Genomic DNA, 18,189 nt, shown 5'->3' with positions numbered 1-18,189 from the left:
CTGACGCATTTCTGCCTCGATTTGTGCGGTTCTGCCTTGCCTCCAAGCCGGATCGTTGTGACATTGTCGCCACATTAGTAGCGTTTAATGTCGGTAAAGTGGGAGGGCAAGCCGTGGTCCTGTCTCGTCGTCGCCCCCGTCCCGGCCGGACCGCGCCGGCGAGAGCAGGCCAAGCCCGCCTGGCAAGGCCGCCGCCCGGCCCCTTGACCCCAAGCGTGGCCCCGCGCGCGGATGTGCGCGCACGGGTCTTCATCGGCGGCGGCCGCCCGGCACGCGCGCGGCGATGGCCGGCGCGGGCCGGAGCTCTCGATGGCTCGCCAGCGCTGCTGACCCGGAGGCGGCCATGAGCAAGCGGCGGCGCCGCGCGCGGCCGGACGATCACCTGCCGTATCCGCAGGATTTTCACCGGCCGCTCGATCCGCAGCGGCGGCTCGAGAAGTTCTTCCTCCGGACTGACGGCGAGCCGGCGCTCGAGGTGTTGCGCAAGCTCGACGAACGGTTCGGGATCGGCGGCGCCCTGCCGTATCTGACGATCCGGGCCGCCGATGCCAAGCGCGGGCCGATGATCGTCGTCTGCAATTCGGAGAACGGGGACGAACGATCGACCGAGATCTCGGCGGCGGGGCTGACCATGGCTCAGGCCCAGCTGCATCCGACGGCGCGGGTCAAGCTCGACAGATACGCGCAGGAGAAGCTGCTACGCCTGCAGTCGCAATATGTGCCGACCACGGTACGCTATGCGACGATCCTGCGCTGGTGGCTCGAGACGGTCGAGCCGAAGCGGCTGGCCAAGGAAAAGGAGGCGGCGCGGCGTCGCAACAACCGGGAGCGGGGGATCCGCGATCCCCTCGACCGGTTCGATGCGCATTTTCCCTACGTCACCAAGCTGATGGAGTTCTTTCGCGACCGGAGACTGTCGACCCATACGGAAGAGGTCGGTGACGACTTCAACAAATGGCTGCGCGCCGAACTGGTGACGGACGGGGCGCCGCTGGAAGGCGACCACCCGGTGGGCGGCGCCGACGGAACGGTGGCCCAATATCAGTATCGCCTGGCGTGCGCGTTGAAGGAATTGACAAGGCGGTTTCGTCCGCCGATCCGGCTCGGCTTCCGGCGCACCTACCCGCGCAAGAACGTCGAGCAGCGACTGGCGACGGGTTTCACCTGGCCCGAGGTGCTCCGGATCATCGTTTACTGCCTCGGCTACGTCTGGAACGAGGACGGGTTCGCCTGGGAATGGGTCGACGAGGAAGGGGGGCGGCGGCGCTGGCTGTTCGTTCCCAATCGCAAGACGCATATCCTCTACTTTTTTCCTGTGATCCGGTTCGTGCTGATTTATTTCCTCACCGGGACCCGCTTCTCCCGGATCGGCTCGCTCGGCTACAAGAAGGACGACTACCGCGGCTGGATCGATCTCGCGCGTCGCATGATCATCCGCAACGGCAGGCTCTCGCCGGATTATCCCAACAAGCCGCGCCGGCCGTCGCGCATCCTTCCCGCGGCACTGCGCATCTTTCGGTGGTGGCATGCGCAGGACCGGCGCCAGCAGGTTCGGGAGCAGTGGCACGATGTCGACAAGGGCGGCTATTACGTCGTCCACGACGGCCGTGGCGGCGAGGTCACCAATATCCGCTACCGGGCCAAGAAGGCGTTTGCGGCGGTCGGGATCACCCACACCAATCACGACCTGAAAACCGCCTGCGTCGGTGTGTTCTGGGAGGCGGGCTTCGACCTGCGCCGCATCGCCCGGCTGATCGGCAACGATCCGGACACGGTCGAGGAGGACTACCTCTTTCTGGTCGCGGAAAGTGAAGGCGTGTTGCGGCCCAGTCCCGACTGGTCGAAGCTGACATTCCTCAACTTCGTCGATCCGCAGCGCAAGTGCCGGCGCATTCCGCGCGCCTCCAGGCCGGGCCCGCCGCCGGAGCCGGCCGGTGGCTAGGCCGGCGCGCCGCAAGCGATCCAGCCCGCCGCGGCTGGCGCCCTGCGCGGTGACGCCGCGCTTCACCCGCGGCGACGTGCTCGCAACCTTGGAACCGGAGACCTGGATGCGATTCATCAGGCGGCGCGATCCGTTCTATCCGCTGTTGTGGACGGCGCTGGCGGCGCTGGCGGCCTGTGCGCGCATCCGCTTCCATCGCGCGGCGCTGTTCTCGCTGACCGACTACGAGGAACGGCGTCTGATCGTGCCGACGAACGGCGGGCATGCCTATCCCGTCATCCTGCTGCCGACCGCCGTCGCGGCGATGGAGCGCTATCTGGTGAGAATGACTCGGACGCAATTTGGATCGATCGGCGAAAGAATCGCATTCGTCGATGAAGACGAGAACGGGCCGCGGTTTTGCCCTTGCGGACGCGAAGAAACTGGTCATCTCCCGCATAAAGTGGCCAAGGTGCCCGTCGCCTGCGCCCTGAAACTGGCTGTGCGAACAAGACGCCAGCTCGAGCTTGATGCCCTGCTCGGCGGCCGAGCGTTGCATGGCCATCGGGAGCGTGGTCTTGCCGACGCCGGGCGGTCCCTCCAGGCACGCGCCGGCGTCGATCGCCGACCAGGGCATACCGGCTTTCCACATTTTCAGATCCGCGATCACGGATTTTGCCCAGCGCACCGCCTCGCCCATGCCGTGCAGGTCGTCGAGCGAAATGTCCCGAACGGACGCCGGCACGCGCCTCAGGTCGACGAGGCGTTTGAGTTGGGCGAGGCATTCCTCCGGCGATCGGTCGAACCGGATGCCGATCGATAGATCGGTGGCGGTGAGCAAGCGTGCGGCATCGTCCTCCAGCAGTTCGCGACAAGGTTTGCCGGTGACCACCCGGATCGCCAGCGCGATGACTCGCGCATCGATGGACGGCAACACGAGCCTGATCGGGTCCGACTTCAACACCACGGCCGGCAGGTGCGATTCCGCATCGGGCGAGATCGCGACGAACGGAAGCCCCAGGCACAGAGCGGAGAGTGCCTGCTTCTCGAATTCGCCGGTGTCCTTGGTCTTGCGGGGCTGTGTCATGGCCAGGCTGACCATGTCGAAATCTTCCCGCCGGCCCAAGTTGCCGGTATCCATCACCCGTACGCCCTCCGGAAAGAGGACGTCCTGCCAGTTGCCGATCACGGCCTGCAGCAGGTCGCGCTCGGCGACGTCGATGGTGACCACCGGCGCCGCAAGCTTCAGCCGGTCGAGCACGTCTTTGCGGCCGTCGAACAGACGGGCGAGAAGGAGACGCGCGGCGACCTTGGCGGCGGTCACCGGGTACGAAGGACCGGGCTTGGGCCTCTCGGGCAACGTCTCCACCTCGTCGTCGTCGAGCATCTCGACGAAGCTGTGGCGGCTCAGTTGCGAGAACGTGTTGGAAGGCGCGTCGGACGCCTTCTTCCGGGCTTTGCCGGCCCTCTTCGGAGCCGCCCCACGCTGTTTCATCGCCTTTACGAAAGCGGCGCGCATCCTGAATTGCGCAGCGTCCCGCCAGTCGTCCCGATAGACCGCGAGCTCCAGCGGACCCATGCCCGCGACGTCCTTGGACGGCGTCGTGTCGCCGGAGGCGGCGAGGCCGTCCGACTCCACGGCGATCTTCGGCAGGGTAGGAGACATCGTCAGGTCATCACCTTGGGGTTCGGATGAGGTTGAAGTCGGTGTTGTGAGCCGACGTGGCTAACGACTCGTCGCTCAACGCCGGCGGCGTCCAAGTTACCGACGACGCGAACGGAGAGGCGCTGGTCGCAAGCCTTTGACGCTCAGGTGCCATGCCCCTTGCGGCGCGGCGCGGACCGCTTGAGGGACGACAGCATGTTCGCCACCACCCACGAGGTGGCGAGCTGCTTGCGAAGCCGGGCCGGGAGCGGCATCTGCCGAAGCTTGATGGAGAGCACGAGCGCCGCGGCGGGATCGTCGAAGGCGCAGGCCAGCAGAACCGTCATGGCGAAGTCGACCTTGATGCCGATGGTGTCGGGCGACTTGCAGTGGATCACCATGGCGATGGCGGCCGCGGTGTCGCCGGCGATCGCACGGCGCCACTCCGGAATCGTGGTGGTCGTACCGCGCACGAAGGCCTTCACCTCCGCCTTGGAGGAGTCGTCGAACTCCTCGGCGGGGACGGTCCGCCAATAGCGGAGCGCGGGCGGCCATGCTGGGCGCCGGTGCCGGCCGGGATCGCCGCGTTCGTTGTCGTCGTAGTTCTTCAGGTCAGCCTCCATCGATCGCGCAGTCGACTGCGCGTTCGTTGCGATAGATGATGTTGCGCGGATCTTTCTCCTTAAGATCCACGGCGGGCCATGCCATGCCTCGCCGGGCCACGCCCCGGCACGGGGAGCTATTTGACCACTTCCTCCACCTGGAAGCGGCCGAACTCAGGGGTGTAGTCGCCGAGGCCGTACAAGCCGGCCACGCGGTAGAACGCGACGATGTCTTCGCGGTCGAGCAGCGAGGTCAGGAACGTGCCGTGGATGACGGCGCTCCAGCCGTCGAACATGGGCCGCGTCCTGACGGTGAGCGAACCGGTCCTACGGATCCGGACGGTCGTGCGGTACCGGAACCGCTCATCCTTCCACAACTCCGGCGCGGTCTTGGGACCGTCGTAGTGCAGGAGGGCCGGGCCGTCCGCGCGGAAGGCGGCCTTGGTGGTGTTGCCCATCTTCGTCGGCTTGGCGCCGTCTACGCAGACGCTCTTGATCATGTTCGCCGGCAGGCACGGCGCGCCGTTGTGCAGGTACAGCGAACCGTGGAATTCCAGCTCCGCCACCCGCAGATGGTCGGCCTCGGTCCTCTCGCTTTTGCCGGTCACGGCCTCGATCTGCTTGGCCAAGGGGTCGAGAGGATCGCCCAGGCGCGAATTGCGCATCAGCATGGGGCCGATGCCGATGAGGCGAAGGGAAATGTGCTCGATGCTCATCAGGTGATCTCCAGGGGCGAGCGGTAGTCGAAGAGGGCGGGAGGCGGCGGCGCCGCCGGCGTGGGCGGCGGCGGCTTGAAGGGCGACCGCGCGTACTTGCGGAAGCGCTCCATGCCGGTGACGCCGAGGTGACAGGGATGGCAGAGGGTCGTCAGGTCCTCGGCGAGTTCGCAGCGGAAGTTCCGGTAGGTGCGGTGGTGGACCTCCAGCCTCGCCTCCCGGCGCGAGGCGAAGCACAGCCGGCACCGGTGTCCGGAAGCCTCGAGCTCGGCCAGGCGGGCCGGGCTGGTTTGCCAAGCCGCGCTACTGATGTAGCGTCCGTACACCGTTCCGCGATCGGCGGATTCGGCAGGAGCCTCGGAGCAGATGGTGGAGATGGGCGTGTCGTCGGCGGAAATGGCCTGCGCAGGGGTGATCGGCTGCGGCTGGCCGTCGGTGTCGGGGAAGGTCATCAGAGTCCTCGTTCGGTTGCGTTGACAGGACTCTAACACCAGTGGCGCACAAGTGCACCAGAAATGCACAATAATGGTTAACGGAAGGCAAATTGCGTCTGCGCGCGCCTGGCTGGAGATTTCTCAGGCTGAACTTGCGCTCGCATCCAAGGTGGCGAAGCGAACGATCGCGCACATCGAGAATGGCGGTCGCATTCCCCACGACCGTACTCTCAAGGCGCTCGTCGATTGTCTGCAGGAGATGGGCGTCGAGTTTCTGATGGACGAGCACAACACCGAGCGGGGCGTGGGCATTCGGGTGAGGGAGGCCAAGCTTCACCCGGTAATCCTCGAGAGCCGAGACGAGGCAACGTCATCGTAGCGGGCCTCTTTTGCGGCTTCGGGCCCACCGGGCCGATCTGCATTCCGTCCTATTCCTCACTCGGCGTGGCGGCCGCGTCTCTCGGCACCAGCAGACTAAGCGCCGTCTCGATTTGCGCGAGCAGCCGTTCGATCTCTTCGCGTTCGTTGTGGCCGGGATCGCGCTCCAGTCGCTCCAAGAGCGCCTGCTTGCGCGCAAGCAGCTTTGCCAAGGTTGACATCGCACCTCCCGCGTGTTGGCGGCTAAGACTTCCACCGCGCTACACCTTGGCCAATCCAAGCCTGGAACCCATGCAGCGCATCGAGCAGGCCGACGCGTTCTTTTGTCCGTAGAGAACCTCGTTGTTCTTGATCGACTTCCATCCCAGCCGGAGCCAACGCGCGATATTCGGTACTGTCCTAATTCGGACAGTCGCGGAGGGGAATTAGGACACCGGCTACCGTTTGACTACGAGCCAGAAGAGGATGATGGCAAGGGCGTCTGACGAAAGAGGCCGCCAACTGAGGCGGCCTTACCAGCCATTCCTTTGAGCCTGATTGGCAAGCTTCTGCCAGCGCTCTGCAGCTTCCAGAAGCGTTTCCTTAGCCGCTTGATCGTCTACGGCTTCGGCCAGTGCCTCGGCTTCTCGCGCTCTGCGACGATATTCTTCCACCTTGGGCGACGCCATGGGGTGAAAACTGCGCTGGGGCGTGATGGTTGCTAAATTAAAGTAGGACACTCAAGAATCTAACTTAGGACACTAGGGCTTAATACGGACAGCACCCGATATTCTCATCAAACACGTGTGTGCCCGCGCGTTTGAGCGTGCCGATCCACTGCGCAATGATGACCAGATATTCCTTTGATTTGATCAGTCCCTGAATGTCGCCCGCGGGCAGGTCCGCGGCCGCGCCGTTCAAGGCCGCCAGGATGCGATCATCGCGCGATATCTTATGGACGAATTCATTCCAAGTATCCTTGTTGGTGCGACCGATGATCTTGTTGACCTCCCACTCGATCTGTTGCGGCAGGGTTCTGGCCCGCCCCTCCGCCGGAATCTTTCTGACCCCGATGACGCTTCTATGCAGCTTCGCTTCCGACCGAAGTGCGGACTGCTCCACCGCCCACTTCCGTCGGATCTCTGAATCCCAGCTAGTCCGCCGCTGCGCGGCGACAACTTGACTGAACCAGACCATCACCGCGGCGGAAGCCGCGGCACGATTCTCGGTCCGGACGCGGCGCCCGCCGCCCCAGATCATCTGGGCATTCGCATTGTTATATCGGCTCACGGCCCAGGTTGCCGAAGAGGAATCGCTGAGCCTCCAGCCGTCCACTCTCGGCAAACGCCTCGCGCGGCGTCGTGGCATGCGTCAAATGGAAATCATGGTAGGATGGACCCATGCTGCCGAGAAACAAATCGGCATAGCGGACGAGCGGGATGGAGCGTCCGTTCCTCTTGCGCTTTCCCTGCATCGGCAGAGCTAGCAGTTTGTGCTCTCCGACAGACGTTGCACCGAACATGGCCTCGCCCTGGTCGGCCACCATTCTGGCCCACAGATGCGCGTTAGCCCTGAATGCCGCGAAATTTCTTTCGACGACCTTGAAGGTGTCGAAGCGCCCTCGACCGGCGGTTGTTCGCCCTTCAACGTCGGTCGCATACCCCCGATTCAGGAATAGCCGCTCGAAACGAGGGCCCCGCGAAATGCTGACCTTGCTCAGTCGATCAGGTTGCAAAGCACGCATTGTACGATGCGGCCTCGATATAGACGCTGGGACTTGATACGACGGTGATGGAAGCGCGAGGGGCATCCGACATCAAGCGCCGGCGGCGAATTCACATGAAGCGCGACCGGCAGCGGCTGGCTGCCCCTTCCGGCGGGCTTCATCTTTCCCACGAAATCACCTCGATGGGTGCAAATCGCCTTGAAGCCAGCGGCCAAGGGCCTTGGACTTCATGGGGTCTTCATAAGCAGCAAGGGTCTCAAAGACCTGATTGCAGACAGCGCATTTGAACGTATGCAAGTCGACGTCCCTGGCGGGGTCTGGCTCGATGCTGACGAGCATCATCGCGGCGTAGCACTTCGGACAGGCGGGGCGCTCAAATGGAGCCGGAAGAACGGCGGACGACAGGTGCTGAGATTGGGCCATGGGTGCTTCCCCACAAATAGGCGGGAGCACAAAACTCTCGGTCACCGGTAATGCCGAGGTTGCGGGACCGGTGATGGTGCAACTATGCGCCCCAGGGAAGTCAAACGCGAGCTAATTCGAGCCCTGGCACCAGCCGCTGGCGGGCTTTTCACGGGGGCACCGTGGCGCGCGCGAGCTACTGCGCTTCATGGGTGCGGAAAAGCAGAAGCGCGGGTCGCACAGAATGAGCGACTGCCAGCAGCTGGCTGCTCACGCAAGGCGGCGAAAGGCGAACCTGAACAGGAAGTCCCGCTAACTGAATCAGCTTTATCTGGATCGTCCCGGCCTAGGCGCCGGGCGCTGGTTTGCTTTGGAGATTTTCGTTCGAGTCTCTTGTGCTTCCTTGGCCAATCTCAGTTCCTTGAGGCGCGCCATGTTTTCGCGAATATCAACGGCATTTTTTGCCTCTTCTTGCAAGACCACCTCGCGATGCGCGACCGCAAGGCGCTCTCGGTTCGCTTTGGCAGCGCGATGAAGTTCCCGATCGTCACTCATCCTATGGTCTCCGGCCTCGACATGCGGCTTGGAACGGTTAGCGGACCTCATTAGGCGCTCGGTTGAGGGCAGGAAGGCGCCCGCTTCGGGCTTTGCAAACCCGTCCGATGGTTTCACGGGCGTATCTCAATGTCGCGCCCATCGGTGCCTCGGTCCCAGCAGTCGTCGGGTCGAGCGTCTGGGCTGTGGTGGCGACCCTGCAACGATCAGCGCCACGAACAATCTCTTCATCACTGCTCATAGCACGTGCCGGCTGAGAAGTCTGACTTTGTTTCGTCGCCGCCTCAGGGGAGTGAACGATTCAATTCAACTCTGCGGGTGCGGCGAGGCCGACGACCGCCAACGGAGGCAGCCTCAACGCTGCGGGGTCCCTATTTCGATAGATCAGGGAGGCGCAGAACAGTTGCTTGGTTGTGGAGCGAACCTCAATCGCCATTCGGGACGTTCGTGGAAGCTGCTCCGGACTTCGAATTCGAGCCAACGACTCACTCCGAGGCGGAGAGCCCCGCAAATTCGATCTCGCTGCTGTTCCTCGACGTTTTAGCGCTCGCTATTCCCAGGACGTAAGCGTAGAGTTGCTTATCACCGCCCATCCTGCGGCTTCCACCGGTGACTGAGGGTAACGAACGCTCCCGCCGAAAGAAAGGAAGAGGAGCGTGGATGTCTCGATCTCGTTTGGCAGCCGACTGGATCGTGTCGCCGGTGATCTTCCTGCTGTTTCCTGTGCTCCTGGTATTTGCAGCGGTTGTCCCGCGTGGATAGCGCAACACGAATGCAATACCTGGTTGGCGGCCACAATGGAGCCGGCCGCGTCAATCTGAGTCGCGACACGGTGGCTGCAGCCTTGAAGAAGGCGCGGGAGCTCTTGCAGGAAGGCTATATGGACGTGCGGATCTGCACGCCGCGAGGCCAGATCCTGCTGCCTGACGAGTTCGATAAGCTCGAAGCCTGAGGGAACGGCTGTGCTGCCGCGCCAGAGCAAACGGCGGGCAGACGGTTTTCGCCTCGGCAGAAAGAAAACGTTGCGGGATGATCGGCGTGAATGTTGTGCGGAAAGGCAGCTGGACAAAGAGACGGCGACCTTAGTCGAGGAGCGCGCTGTCGACGCGTCGCTGCCGCTTTGCAACAGCAACTCGGATTTTGCGGCAACGCCGCCGTGTCTGTTCTGGTCGACTATCGAGTTTGATCGTAATGGATGGCTGCGCCTATGAAAGGCCGGACATGTTCAAGTCTAAACAATATCGTGCAGAAGCGGCCAAATACGGCGAACGGGTCAAGGGTTCGACCGATCTGGATGAAGGCCGCAAACTTCAGGAACTGCAGGACCGCCTCGTATCGCTTGCTGATAACGAGCAGAGACTGGCGGACGACTACCACGACGCAGTTCATGTCATAGGCCCGGACCAATCTCGCGGCGCGGCCCTTGCAAGCGAAGAGGAACGCGTTCTGCGGTGTCTTGGCGCGGCTGTCATCATGCAATGGAACGCTCTGCCGACGACGTTGCAGCGGGAGATCTTCGACACCGCTGGATCGGTCGGCAAGTTGCTGGAGACGGCGGAGCTTCGTGGGCAGATCGCGCGATTTCTGCACAAGCACAAGAATGACGCGAACGGCAACGAACATTGATGAAGGCACGCCCGTCTTTATGAACGCGCAAAGGTTGTTATCGGATGCCGGAGTAGCCACCTGATGGAGGACACGATCGGATCGCGGTGATAGCGCGCGTCGCGAGCGCGACGTTTTTTTAGCCACGCCAGATCTTACCGACCGCACCGACCAACAGCAGTCGCTTCGAGATGCGCGTCAAGGGTAAGGACAATCCATGACCATCGAACATGCCTCGGTGCAGGTTGCGCGCAAACCATGGGGGGTCGCAGACATCCGACCATGGAGCTGCATCGACGTTTCGGGCGACCCCGTCGGGGAGTTGTGGTTCGAGCGCATCGATAAAGATGCACCAGGCTCCGCCCTGCTGCTCAAGCTCCTGTTTACCAGCCAACCTCTGTCGATCCAGGTCCACCCCAACGATGAATTCGCGCACGCCATCGATCTGCCGAACGGGAAGACCGAGGCATGGTACATCCTGTCAGCAGCGCCGGGCGCGCGGGTAGCGCTGGGACTGACGCGGCGCCTCACGCCGCAGGCGTTGCGCGCAGCGATCAGGGACGGCTCGATCGCCGGTCTCGTGCAATGGCGCCCTGTTGCGAAGGGCGACTTCATCTGCGTCCCCGGCGGCACAATCCATGCCATCGGCGCCGGTATCGTGCTCGCCGAGATTCAGCAACGCAGCGATACGACATTCCGCCTGTTCGACTTTGGCAGGCACCGCGAGCTGCACGAAGACGACGCGGTGGCCGCTTCCGACGCCGGGCCATCCCAGGCTCAATCCGCTCCGCGGCGTCTCACGGACGCACGAAGAATTCTCGTCGCGAGCCCACAATTCGTGCTCGAGCGGGTCGATTTCCAGGCCAATTCGCAGTGGGCGCTCGATGCCGACCGGGAAACCTGGATGCTCGTGATCGAGGGGAAGGCGCGCATCGGGCATACGGATGCGACCGTCGGTGACGCGATCTTCATTGAGGCCGACAGCGCCGGCATCGCGATTGGCCTGGACGGAATGAGCGGCCTGGTCGCCTATCCGGGACCGGATCCCATGGTTTCGCTGCTGCAGGACTGCACCGGACGAGCGACCAAGTCTCCCGATGCATCCACCGGCACGGGCTCCAGGAAATCGGGCAAGATCATCGAGGCACAGACATGACGTCGCTCCGCCGCATCGCCCTTATCGGCAACTCGCTGCCTCGCCGTTGCGGAATCGCAACCTTCACGACGGACCTGCAGAGAGCGATATCGGCGTCACGCCCTGATCTGGAAACCTGCATCGTGGCGATGACCGATCGCGGCCAGGCCTACGACTATCCGCCGGCGGTCGCTTTCCAATTCAAGGACGACAATGTCGAAGACTACCTGCGTGCAGCGGATTTCCTGAATGCCGGCCGGTTCGATACCGTGTGCCTGCAGCACGAATTCGGTATTTTCGGCGGCGAAGCCGGCGCCCATATCCTCCCGCTGCTGGCGCGCCTGACCATGCCGGTCGTGACGACGCTTCATACCGTATTGGCCAACCCGTCAGCCAAGCAACGCGCGGTCATGGAGCGCATCGTCGATGCGTCGTCGAAGGTGGTGGTGATGGCTAACAAGGCCCGCGAGCTACTGCGCAGCGTCTACCTCGTGCCGGACGACAAGATCGAGGTGATCGCTCACGGCATTCCCGATGTCGCCTTTGCCGGGCCCGATGCGGCGAAGGCCAGGCTCGGATTTGACGGCAAGTCGGTCATTCTGACGTTCGGGCTGCTGTCCCCCAACAAAGGCGTCGAAGTCATGATCGATGCAATGCCCTCGATTCTGAAACACCGCGCGAATGCGGTGTATGTCGTGCTCGGCGCAACGCACCCCAATCTGGTTCGAGACCAGGGCGAAGCCTATCGCGAAAGTCTGATGGCGCGGGTCCGCGAGCTGGGCGTCGAGGACCACGTGGTGTTCCTCGACCGGTTCGTGGACCAGGCCACGCTGCTCGAATTCATCTCTATGTGCGACGTCTATGTCACGCCCTATCTCAATGAGGCCCAGATGACCTCTGGAACCTTGGCTTACAGTTTTGGGCTCGGGAAGGCGGTGGTGTCGACGCCCTACTGGCACGCACGCGAGCTGCTTACTGACGGATGCGGAGTTCTGGTACCATTCGGCGATGCGGCGGCGACCGGCGGTGAGATCGCCAAACTGCTCACCGACGACGCGCGCCGGCAAGAGATGGGCCAACGCGCATACGCCATGAGCCGGATGATGACGTGGGAACGCACGGCCGAGCGTTACATGTCCGCCTTCGAGGCCGCGCGGCAGGGTCATCGGCTCAAGGTCTTTGCGCGTCCCGATTCCGGCGCGCCGGAACCACGCGGCCCCGCTGCGCCCGACATGCAGATCAGCCATTTCATGATGATGTGCGACGACATCGGCTTGTTCCAGCACGCGGTTCAGTCGGTGCCGGATCGCTCGCACGGCTATTGCGTCGATGACAATGCCCGGGCGTTACTCTTGGCCTGCGCCCTCAACAATCCCGGCGAACAGGCGTTGCCGGAAATCCTGACGACCCGCTTTGCAGCATTCGTGCAGCATGCGTGGAATCCCGACATCAGGCGATTTCGCAACTTCATGGGCTTCAACCGAACCTGGCTCGAGGACAGAGGCTCGGAAGACAGTCACGGGCGGACGCTATGGGCATTGGGCGAGGCGGCGCGCGGAGACGCAAGCCCGTCGCGGCGCAGGTGGGCCACCGATTTGTTCGCCCAGGCTTTGTCGACGGCCGAGAGCTTCAGCTCGCCCCGCGCGTGGGCGTTCATGCTGCTAGGTCTGGACGCTTATTGCACTGTTGCTCCGGATGATCTCCACGCAAGGGAAGTCCGGCACGCGCTTGCTGACAGGTTGATGTCCTGTCTGGCGTCGGTAGAGACGCCGGACTGGGTGTGGTTCGAGGAAGGGCTCGCTTACGACAACGCGCGATTGCCGCAAGCCTTGATACTGACAGGGATGACGACTCAAACGCCGCAATACCGCGATGCGGGATTGCGCTCATTGCGCTGGCTGATGACGCAGCAGACGAGCGTGGCAGGTCATTTCCGGCCGGTGGGCACCGGCAGCTTCGGCGAACAGCGGCAACATCCCCGCGCCTTCGATCAGCAACCCGTGGAAGCCACGGCAACGATCGCTGCCTGCCTGACGGCGTGGCGTGCGGACGGCGATGCCGAGTGGAAAACCATGGCCATGCGCGCCTTCGGCTGGTTTCTGGGCAGCAATGATCTGTCCGTGGCACTGGTCGATCCGCACACCGGGAGCTGCCGCGATGGATTGCATCCCGATCGCGCCAACGAAAACCGTGGAGGCGAGTCGGTCGTCTGCTATTTGCTTGGACTTGCGGAGATTCGTCAGCTCGCGCGCGTCAACACCAGCCTGAACAAGCCCACGGCCTTACGCGCCGTGGGTGTTTGAATTTCCCTTTCATCCAGCGACCTGAGGATACCGTGTCACAAGCTACCTTCCTGAACCGGCAGGCGCTTCATCTGCGTCCCGATCCCGCGCGAGTTATCGTGCGGCCATTCAAGCCGGCGACTGAACCGCGCGATCTCAACCCCACCGACAAGATGCGCGCAAATCATATCGTCGAGCGAGTTCTCGCACTCGATCAGGAAGCCGTTGCCGCTCAGCTCGCGGACGTGCTGGACAATTTCAAGGGGCGACATCGCAACCTGTTGGAAAGATTCGAGGCCCGCGCGGACGAAATGGAGGACGCTTTCGCGACGCATGGCGTCTTCTCAAAGAAGCAGCGCCAGCTGGTCGGCGCCTATTTCCTCAATGAGTATTCATTCGAAGCCTCTGCCTTGTTCAATCCGAGCATCGTGGCGCACCCCGATCAATCGGGAGCGCCGAAGGGCGGCGTGCGCTTCATCCTCAGTCTCCGTGCCATAGGCGAAGGGCATGTATCGTCACTGACGTTTCGAACCGGGACCATCGCGGCTGACGGCAGTCTGGCTGTTGATCCGACGGCTCGGCTCGCGTCGATTCCGAGGATTTGCCATCGCATATCGGGGCCGGACGGCGAGCGTGTCGAGCTGACTTTCAAGCCCGAAGAAGACCTGACCGAGCGCGTCATCTTTCCCGTCACAGAATCCCAATCGAACGGCATAGAGGACGCGCGCTTTGTCGAATTCAGCGACGGCGATCGAAAGACGTATTACGCGACCTATACCGCTTACAGCGGTCGAGCCATCCGCTCCGAATTAATCGAGACCAGTGATTTCATGTCGTTTCGACTGACGCCCCTGCGAGGGGCTGCGGCTCGGAACAAGGGCATGGCACTGTTCCCGCGCAAGATCGGCGGCCAGCATGCCATGATCGCGAGGCAGGACAATGAGAACCTGTATCTAATCTATTCAGACGACCTCCACACGTGGGATGGCGGTCAAGCCATTTTGAAACCGCAGTTTCCCTGGGAGTTCGTCCAGATCGGCAATTGCGGGTCGCCGATCGAACTCGATGAGGGTTGGCTGCTGCTGACGCACGGTGTCGGCCCGGTCCGCAAATACTCGATCGGTGCGGCGCTGCTCGACAAGCACGACCCATCCAAGGTGCTGGCACGTTCGCGCGAGCCGCTATTGCGGCCTGAACCATCCGAGCGTGAAGGATACGTCCCTAACGTCGTTTATACGTGCGGCGGGATGCGGCACAAAAACCAGATCATCCTGCCATATGCCGTGTCGGACACATTCTCGAATTTCGCAACGATCGAGATTTCCGAGCTCATAAACGCGATGAAATGCTAGGGCGCGGCCAGCTGATCTCAGGAGCATACATCCAGTTCAATAGCTGCTTTTGTTCCCGAGCTACTCCTGCGCCTTGACGCCAGGCCGCACGCTTATCCTTGCGAGCTCGCGACGCTCGTCCTCTGTCAGCTGCCAATCCTCGCACTGGCTGCAAAGCTGCGCGAAGACGTCGTGTAATTGGCTTCGGGCTACCCTGACGATCTCGGTATCGTCGAATTCGCAAGACTTCAGGAAAATTGGCAAGGTAAAACTGGTCTGACGGCTTTCGAACTGAAACGTCAGGCGAATGTCCTCGCCACGTTCATTCGGCAGAATCACCTCGATGCGTGCGATCGTAATCTCGAACATATTCATGCGCATCTCTTGCTTGGTCGACCTTGAATTGAGCTTTTCAGCGGGCGCGCGGATTCCAACGAGGTTGCTCGGATGCACCGATATGAAGTCGCCCGTCCTTGAAGTTTTCAAAGGGAAGCGGCATGTCCGCAGCGTCACGGGCTCAGGCCTTTCGGGCATATTGCCGGGTTAGGCGCAGGCGCTGGCCGCAGACGTCGAGCCGATGGGCATTGTGCGAGGCCCCCTCATGCAGTCTCCCGGAAGGGCCGGCCACTCTGGAACGCGGACCTGATCTCCGTCTTCAAGGCTCCGCGTTGCGCCGGCCGCTACTATACGAAGATCTCAAGGTTCCTCACCTTGCCAGGCGATCTTTGCTCATGATCAGCGTAACGACCAGCCCCTCTTCCGACCAGTCGAATGCGATGGAGCCACCGAGCTGGGCCGCCATGCTCCGCTGCACCAATTTGCTTCCAAAGCCATTGAGCATTGCGGGAGCCTTAAGAGGCGGGCCACCCCGCTCGGTCCAGGTCACGACGACTTCGTCGCCATGGGCATTGCACGACACGTCCAAGGTGCCGCTTGCCAGCGATAGCGAACCGTATTTCGCCGAGTTCGTTGCCAGTTCGTGCAGCACAAGAGCGAGCGTTGTGCTCGACATTTCGCCGACTTTCATCTTGGGCACCGAAACGCGAATGCGGACGCTCGCCTCTCTTTCGTCGTAAGGCGCGAGCAAGATGGAGACCAGGTCACCAAGAAGCGCTCCTTCGCTCTTCCTTCCCGGTATGGGGCGAATGAGATCCTGTGCACGCCCCAAGGCCATCAGCCGATTTGTTAGCTCGTGGGCCATGTCTTCTTTGGTTGCGGCCGAACGCGATGTAAATTGAGTAAGCGCGGTCGCGATAGTCAGAAGGTTCTTCACGCGATGGCTCATCTCACCGGCCAGCAACTCGTTCGCTTCTTCGGCTTGCTTGCGTTGGGTAACATCGAGGAAGATGCCAAACATGGTTCGATCGGCGATGTCCACATCGTCGCCTTGCCCGCGCGCGGAGATCCAACGGATGTCGCCGTCGAACAAGATGCGAAAGTCAATCTCGTAAGCGCCTACTATTGCGCGGGTAGCGGCAAACGCAGACCTGACTCGTTCCAGATCGGCAGGATGGATGTTCCTGGACAAGATCTCGAATGTGATGTGTTTTTCACTCTTCGGAACGTCCCACAGGTCGTAGGCGCGTTCGTCCATCGTAATGGCGTCCGTATCCACGTTCCAGGCCCACAAGGCCACGCCGGCGGCGTCGGTCGCAGCACGCAAGTGCTTTTCATGCCAAACCGGCATCGATATCTTATCGGAGGACATCCGTTTTGCTTCCATCTTGTACACCGATAACGGCTGAGGGGCGCGGTGGTGCCGGGCAGTGCATATGAGCAGAAGAACGAGGCGCGGCGGAATCAATTTCCGTGATCGGCCCGCGCGCCGGCTGGCCTGCGCCCTCCGACATACACGCCGCGAGCGGATAAGAATGAGCCTTTGCCTTAGTCGGCGTGCGTGATCCTGCCCTTGCCTTTGCATGACTGGCATTTTGCTGGGTAGATCTTTCGGCCCGGTTCCACGGGCTGCATCACCGCAGCGAAGCCCGTTCCGCTGCATCCCGGGCAGGTATGCTCTTTGATCTTTAGCGTCATATCGACCTTTCAGGTTCCGCGGATCTGCGGCTACCAATTTCATTACAGATCGCGCGCTTCCATGATCTATCACGCTTCAGCGGTCCGTCCTGCTACTCGCGCTCCTGCGCCAAGCCAAACAAGAGCGGCCCGAGTTCGGCACTGGTCGAGATCTCGGGCCGCCCGAACGGCGCGGGGCGGCCCGCGACGCCCAGCGTCATCCGATCACATCCAGCTCGCGGTCGCTGTGCAATTTTGCTCACTCTTTGACGCCCCACTTGTTGGTCCCCACCTGCTCACGCGCCCTGATGCCGGGCACGCGAGGTAAGACCGGTCTGAGGTGCCTTCGAATTGAAACGTCGGCCGACCGTCCTCGCCGTGTTCGTTCGGCGGAATCGTCTCGATGCGTGATCTGTATGCTGAACGCATTCACGCGCATCACCTTGCTTGATCGAGCTTGAAACGACTTCCCTCGGTTTGATCTCGATCGCGCTCGGCAGCGATGCCGTCGCCACATACCGAATAACAACCATACTGGATCGCGATCAGCATCGCAGCGATCCAGCGAGAGGGCGAATGCTAAAGACCGGCGAGGGGGCCGACGGCCCCGACCTCCAAATGGCGGTGCCACGCATCTGCAGTCGATCAATCGACCGGTCGCGCGCCGGTCAGTCCTTCCGGCCCAGCTCCGACTTCTCAATCAGAACGGCGTTCAGGAGCGAGCTGTGGACCTCGATTTTTCCATTGTAGCTGATGAAGCCAAGCCTGCGGAATTTATTCATGAAGAAACTAACCCGCGATCGGGTCGCGCCGATCATTTCGGCAAGTGTTTCCTGACTGATCTTGACCCCAATAGGCTGCGGGCTGGTTTCCTTGCCGAAATTCGCGAGCAGAAGCAACAGCCGCGCCAGACGTTTTTCGCTGGAGTTGAATAGTTGGTCGATCAGATCTTCTTCGATTCGGCTATTGCGCGTGAGCAGGTACGCCATGAACAATTGGGAGAACTTGGGCCTGCCTTCGAGCGCTGAAATCATTGCCGGTTTCGATATTCTAGTGATGATGCTGTCTTCCATTGCCGTAGTCGTCGCGATACGCAATGGCTGGCCGTTGAGACAACCTTCACCAAAGAATTGTCCCGGCTCCAACATCCCGACGACGGCTTCCTTGCCCTGGTCGGAAACGACCGTGAGCTTGATCTTTCCTTTTTGAATGTAGAAAACCGCGTCCGCGACATCTCCCTGCACGAACACGTTCTGACCCTTGCCAAGCTTTGAGATCGATTTTCCTGCCCCAACCTTGGCGAGGAAGGTCTTGGGATCAAACTTGTCCTTCGCGGGCTTGGCCAAATGGACGCTCTCATTCCCTAGGTGTAGTGCCCCGTAATATTAGCAGAATGTCCGCTTCGTGGAAGGCGCAGCGCGGGAGAGCGGGAACGGAAATCACATCAGGGAATTCCGGCCCGCAA

The 18,189-nt window shown here is 61.9% G+C and carries 20 protein-coding genes; 8 read left to right on the top strand and 12 right to left on the bottom strand.

From position 1 onward, the window contains the following. Window positions 1-283 precede the first annotated feature (283 nt). The gene (locus XH79_RS42975) at window positions 284-1,942 is read left to right on the top strand and encodes a hypothetical protein (protein ID WP_271585643.1); all 1,659 of its coding nucleotides are present in this window, start codon (window positions 284-286) and stop codon (window positions 1,940-1,942) included. Here the strand turns inward: XH79_RS42975 and XH79_RS42970 are convergent. The 4 genes from XH79_RS42970 to XH79_RS42955 all read right to left on the bottom strand — a co-directional run bounded on the left by XH79_RS42970 (window position 1,857) and on the right by XH79_RS42955 (window position 5,336). Continuing rightward, window positions 1,857-3,587: an AAA family ATPase gene (locus XH79_RS42970; protein WP_271585642.1), complete on the bottom strand. Its 1,731-nt coding sequence runs from the start codon at window positions 3,585-3,587 to the stop codon at window positions 1,857-1,859. The two genes, XH79_RS42975 and XH79_RS42970, sit on opposite strands and share 86 nt — an antisense overlap. Before the next feature lie 143 nt (window positions 3,588-3,730). Continuing rightward, a complete protein-coding gene (locus XH79_RS42965) occupies window positions 3,731-4,189 on the bottom strand; it encodes a hypothetical protein (RefSeq protein WP_172646905.1) in 459 nt (152 codons plus the stop codon). Between the two features lie 116 nt (window positions 4,190-4,305). Further along, the gene (locus XH79_RS42960; protein ID WP_172646906.1) at window positions 4,306-4,884 is read right to left on the bottom strand and encodes a hypothetical protein; all 579 of its coding nucleotides are present in this window, start codon (window positions 4,882-4,884) and stop codon (window positions 4,306-4,308) included. Further along, window positions 4,884-5,336, bottom strand: coding sequence for a hypothetical protein (locus tag XH79_RS42955; protein WP_259193001.1), 453 nt, complete (start codon window positions 5,334-5,336; stop codon window positions 4,884-4,886). The genes XH79_RS42960 and XH79_RS42955 overlap by 1 nt, the downstream gene beginning before the upstream one ends. Before the next feature lie 73 nt (window positions 5,337-5,409). On the opposite strand from XH79_RS42955, the gene XH79_RS42950 reads away from it, so the two are divergent. Further along, window positions 5,410-5,697, top strand: coding sequence for a helix-turn-helix transcriptional regulator (locus XH79_RS42950; protein ID WP_172646908.1), 288 nt, complete (start codon window positions 5,410-5,412; stop codon window positions 5,695-5,697). Between the two features lie 49 nt (window positions 5,698-5,746). Here the strand turns inward: XH79_RS42950 and XH79_RS42945 are convergent, their stop codons facing one another. From XH79_RS42945 to XH79_RS42925, 5 genes are all read right to left on the bottom strand, one after another. Continuing rightward, the gene (locus tag XH79_RS42945) at window positions 5,747-5,917 is read right to left on the bottom strand and encodes a hypothetical protein (protein WP_209944356.1); all 171 of its coding nucleotides are present in this window, start codon (window positions 5,915-5,917) and stop codon (window positions 5,747-5,749) included. Window positions 5,918-6,208: 291 nt separating this feature from the next. Continuing rightward, entirely contained in the window at window positions 6,209-6,415 is a 207-nt protein-coding gene (locus tag XH79_RS42940; protein WP_172646909.1) for a hypothetical protein, read from the bottom strand. 28 nt (window positions 6,416-6,443) lie between these two features. Continuing rightward, window positions 6,444-6,935 (bottom strand): hypothetical protein, encoded by a 492-nt coding sequence (locus XH79_RS42935; protein ID WP_253590955.1) that lies wholly within the window; start codon window positions 6,933-6,935, stop codon window positions 6,444-6,446. A 16-nt stretch (window positions 6,936-6,951) separates the two neighbouring features. Further along, entirely contained in the window at window positions 6,952-7,419 is a 468-nt protein-coding gene (locus tag XH79_RS42930; protein WP_172646911.1) for a hypothetical protein, read from the bottom strand. Window positions 7,420-8,130: 711 nt separating this feature from the next. Beyond that, window positions 8,131-8,358, bottom strand: coding sequence for a transcriptional regulator (locus XH79_RS42925; protein WP_158332929.1), 228 nt, complete (start codon window positions 8,356-8,358; stop codon window positions 8,131-8,133). 772 nt (window positions 8,359-9,130) lie between these two features. Between XH79_RS42925 and XH79_RS42920 the strand changes: the two genes are divergently transcribed. The 6 genes from XH79_RS42920 to XH79_RS42895 all read left to right on the top strand — a co-directional run bounded on the left by XH79_RS42920 (window position 9,131) and on the right by XH79_RS42895 (window position 14,732). After that, window positions 9,131-9,310, top strand: coding sequence for a hypothetical protein (locus XH79_RS42920; RefSeq protein WP_014493201.1), 180 nt, complete (start codon window positions 9,131-9,133; stop codon window positions 9,308-9,310). Between the two features lie 10 nt (window positions 9,311-9,320). Beyond that, window positions 9,321-9,569, top strand: a complete 249-nt coding sequence (locus XH79_RS42915; RefSeq protein ID WP_162136847.1) for a hypothetical protein — start codon at window positions 9,321-9,323, stop codon at window positions 9,567-9,569. Further along, window positions 9,550-9,984, top strand: a complete 435-nt coding sequence (locus XH79_RS42910) for a hypothetical protein (protein WP_014493202.1) — start codon at window positions 9,550-9,552, stop codon at window positions 9,982-9,984. Before XH79_RS42915 ends, XH79_RS42910 begins: the two co-directional genes overlap by 20 nt. A gap of 196 nt (window positions 9,985-10,180) precedes the next feature. Next, complete coding sequence (locus XH79_RS42905) at window positions 10,181-11,119, top strand: class I mannose-6-phosphate isomerase (protein ID WP_038959692.1); 939 nt, start codon at window positions 10,181-10,183, stop codon at window positions 11,117-11,119. After that, entirely contained in the window at window positions 11,116-13,401 is a 2,286-nt protein-coding gene (locus XH79_RS42900; RefSeq protein ID WP_271585640.1) for a glycosyltransferase family 4 protein, read from the top strand. The genes XH79_RS42905 and XH79_RS42900 overlap by 4 nt, the downstream gene beginning before the upstream one ends. Before the next feature lie 32 nt (window positions 13,402-13,433). Then, window positions 13,434-14,732 carry a glycoside hydrolase family 130 protein gene (locus tag XH79_RS42895; protein ID WP_271585639.1) on the top strand — a complete coding sequence of 433 codons (1,299 nt, stop codon included), beginning with the start codon at window positions 13,434-13,436 and terminating at the stop codon, window positions 14,730-14,732. Between the two features lie 60 nt (window positions 14,733-14,792). On the opposite strand, the gene XH79_RS42890 is transcribed toward XH79_RS42895, so the two are convergent. The 3 genes from XH79_RS42890 to XH79_RS42880 all read right to left on the bottom strand — a co-directional run bounded on the left by XH79_RS42890 (window position 14,793) and on the right by XH79_RS42880 (window position 18,070). Then, window positions 14,793-15,086, bottom strand: a complete 294-nt coding sequence (locus XH79_RS42890; protein ID WP_225895068.1) for a hypothetical protein — start codon at window positions 15,084-15,086, stop codon at window positions 14,793-14,795. A gap of 331 nt (window positions 15,087-15,417) precedes the next feature. After that, on the bottom strand, window positions 15,418-16,419 hold the full coding sequence (locus XH79_RS42885; RefSeq protein WP_271585638.1) for a sensor histidine kinase: 1,002 nt from the start codon (window positions 16,417-16,419) through the stop codon (window positions 15,418-15,420). A gap of 973 nt (window positions 16,420-17,392) precedes the next feature. After that, window positions 17,393-18,070 carry a Crp/Fnr family transcriptional regulator gene (locus XH79_RS42880; RefSeq protein WP_253590959.1) on the bottom strand — a complete coding sequence of 226 codons (678 nt, stop codon included), beginning with the start codon at window positions 18,068-18,070 and terminating at the stop codon, window positions 17,393-17,395. Window positions 18,071-18,189: the final 119 nt, after the last annotated feature.

Origin of the sequence: Bradyrhizobium sp. CCBAU 45389 (assembly GCF_028128625.1) — a bacterium.
Lineage (GTDB): Bacteria > Pseudomonadota > Alphaproteobacteria > Rhizobiales > Xanthobacteraceae > Bradyrhizobium > Bradyrhizobium liaoningense_B.
This window is presented reverse-complemented; position numbering and strand designations above follow the sequence as displayed.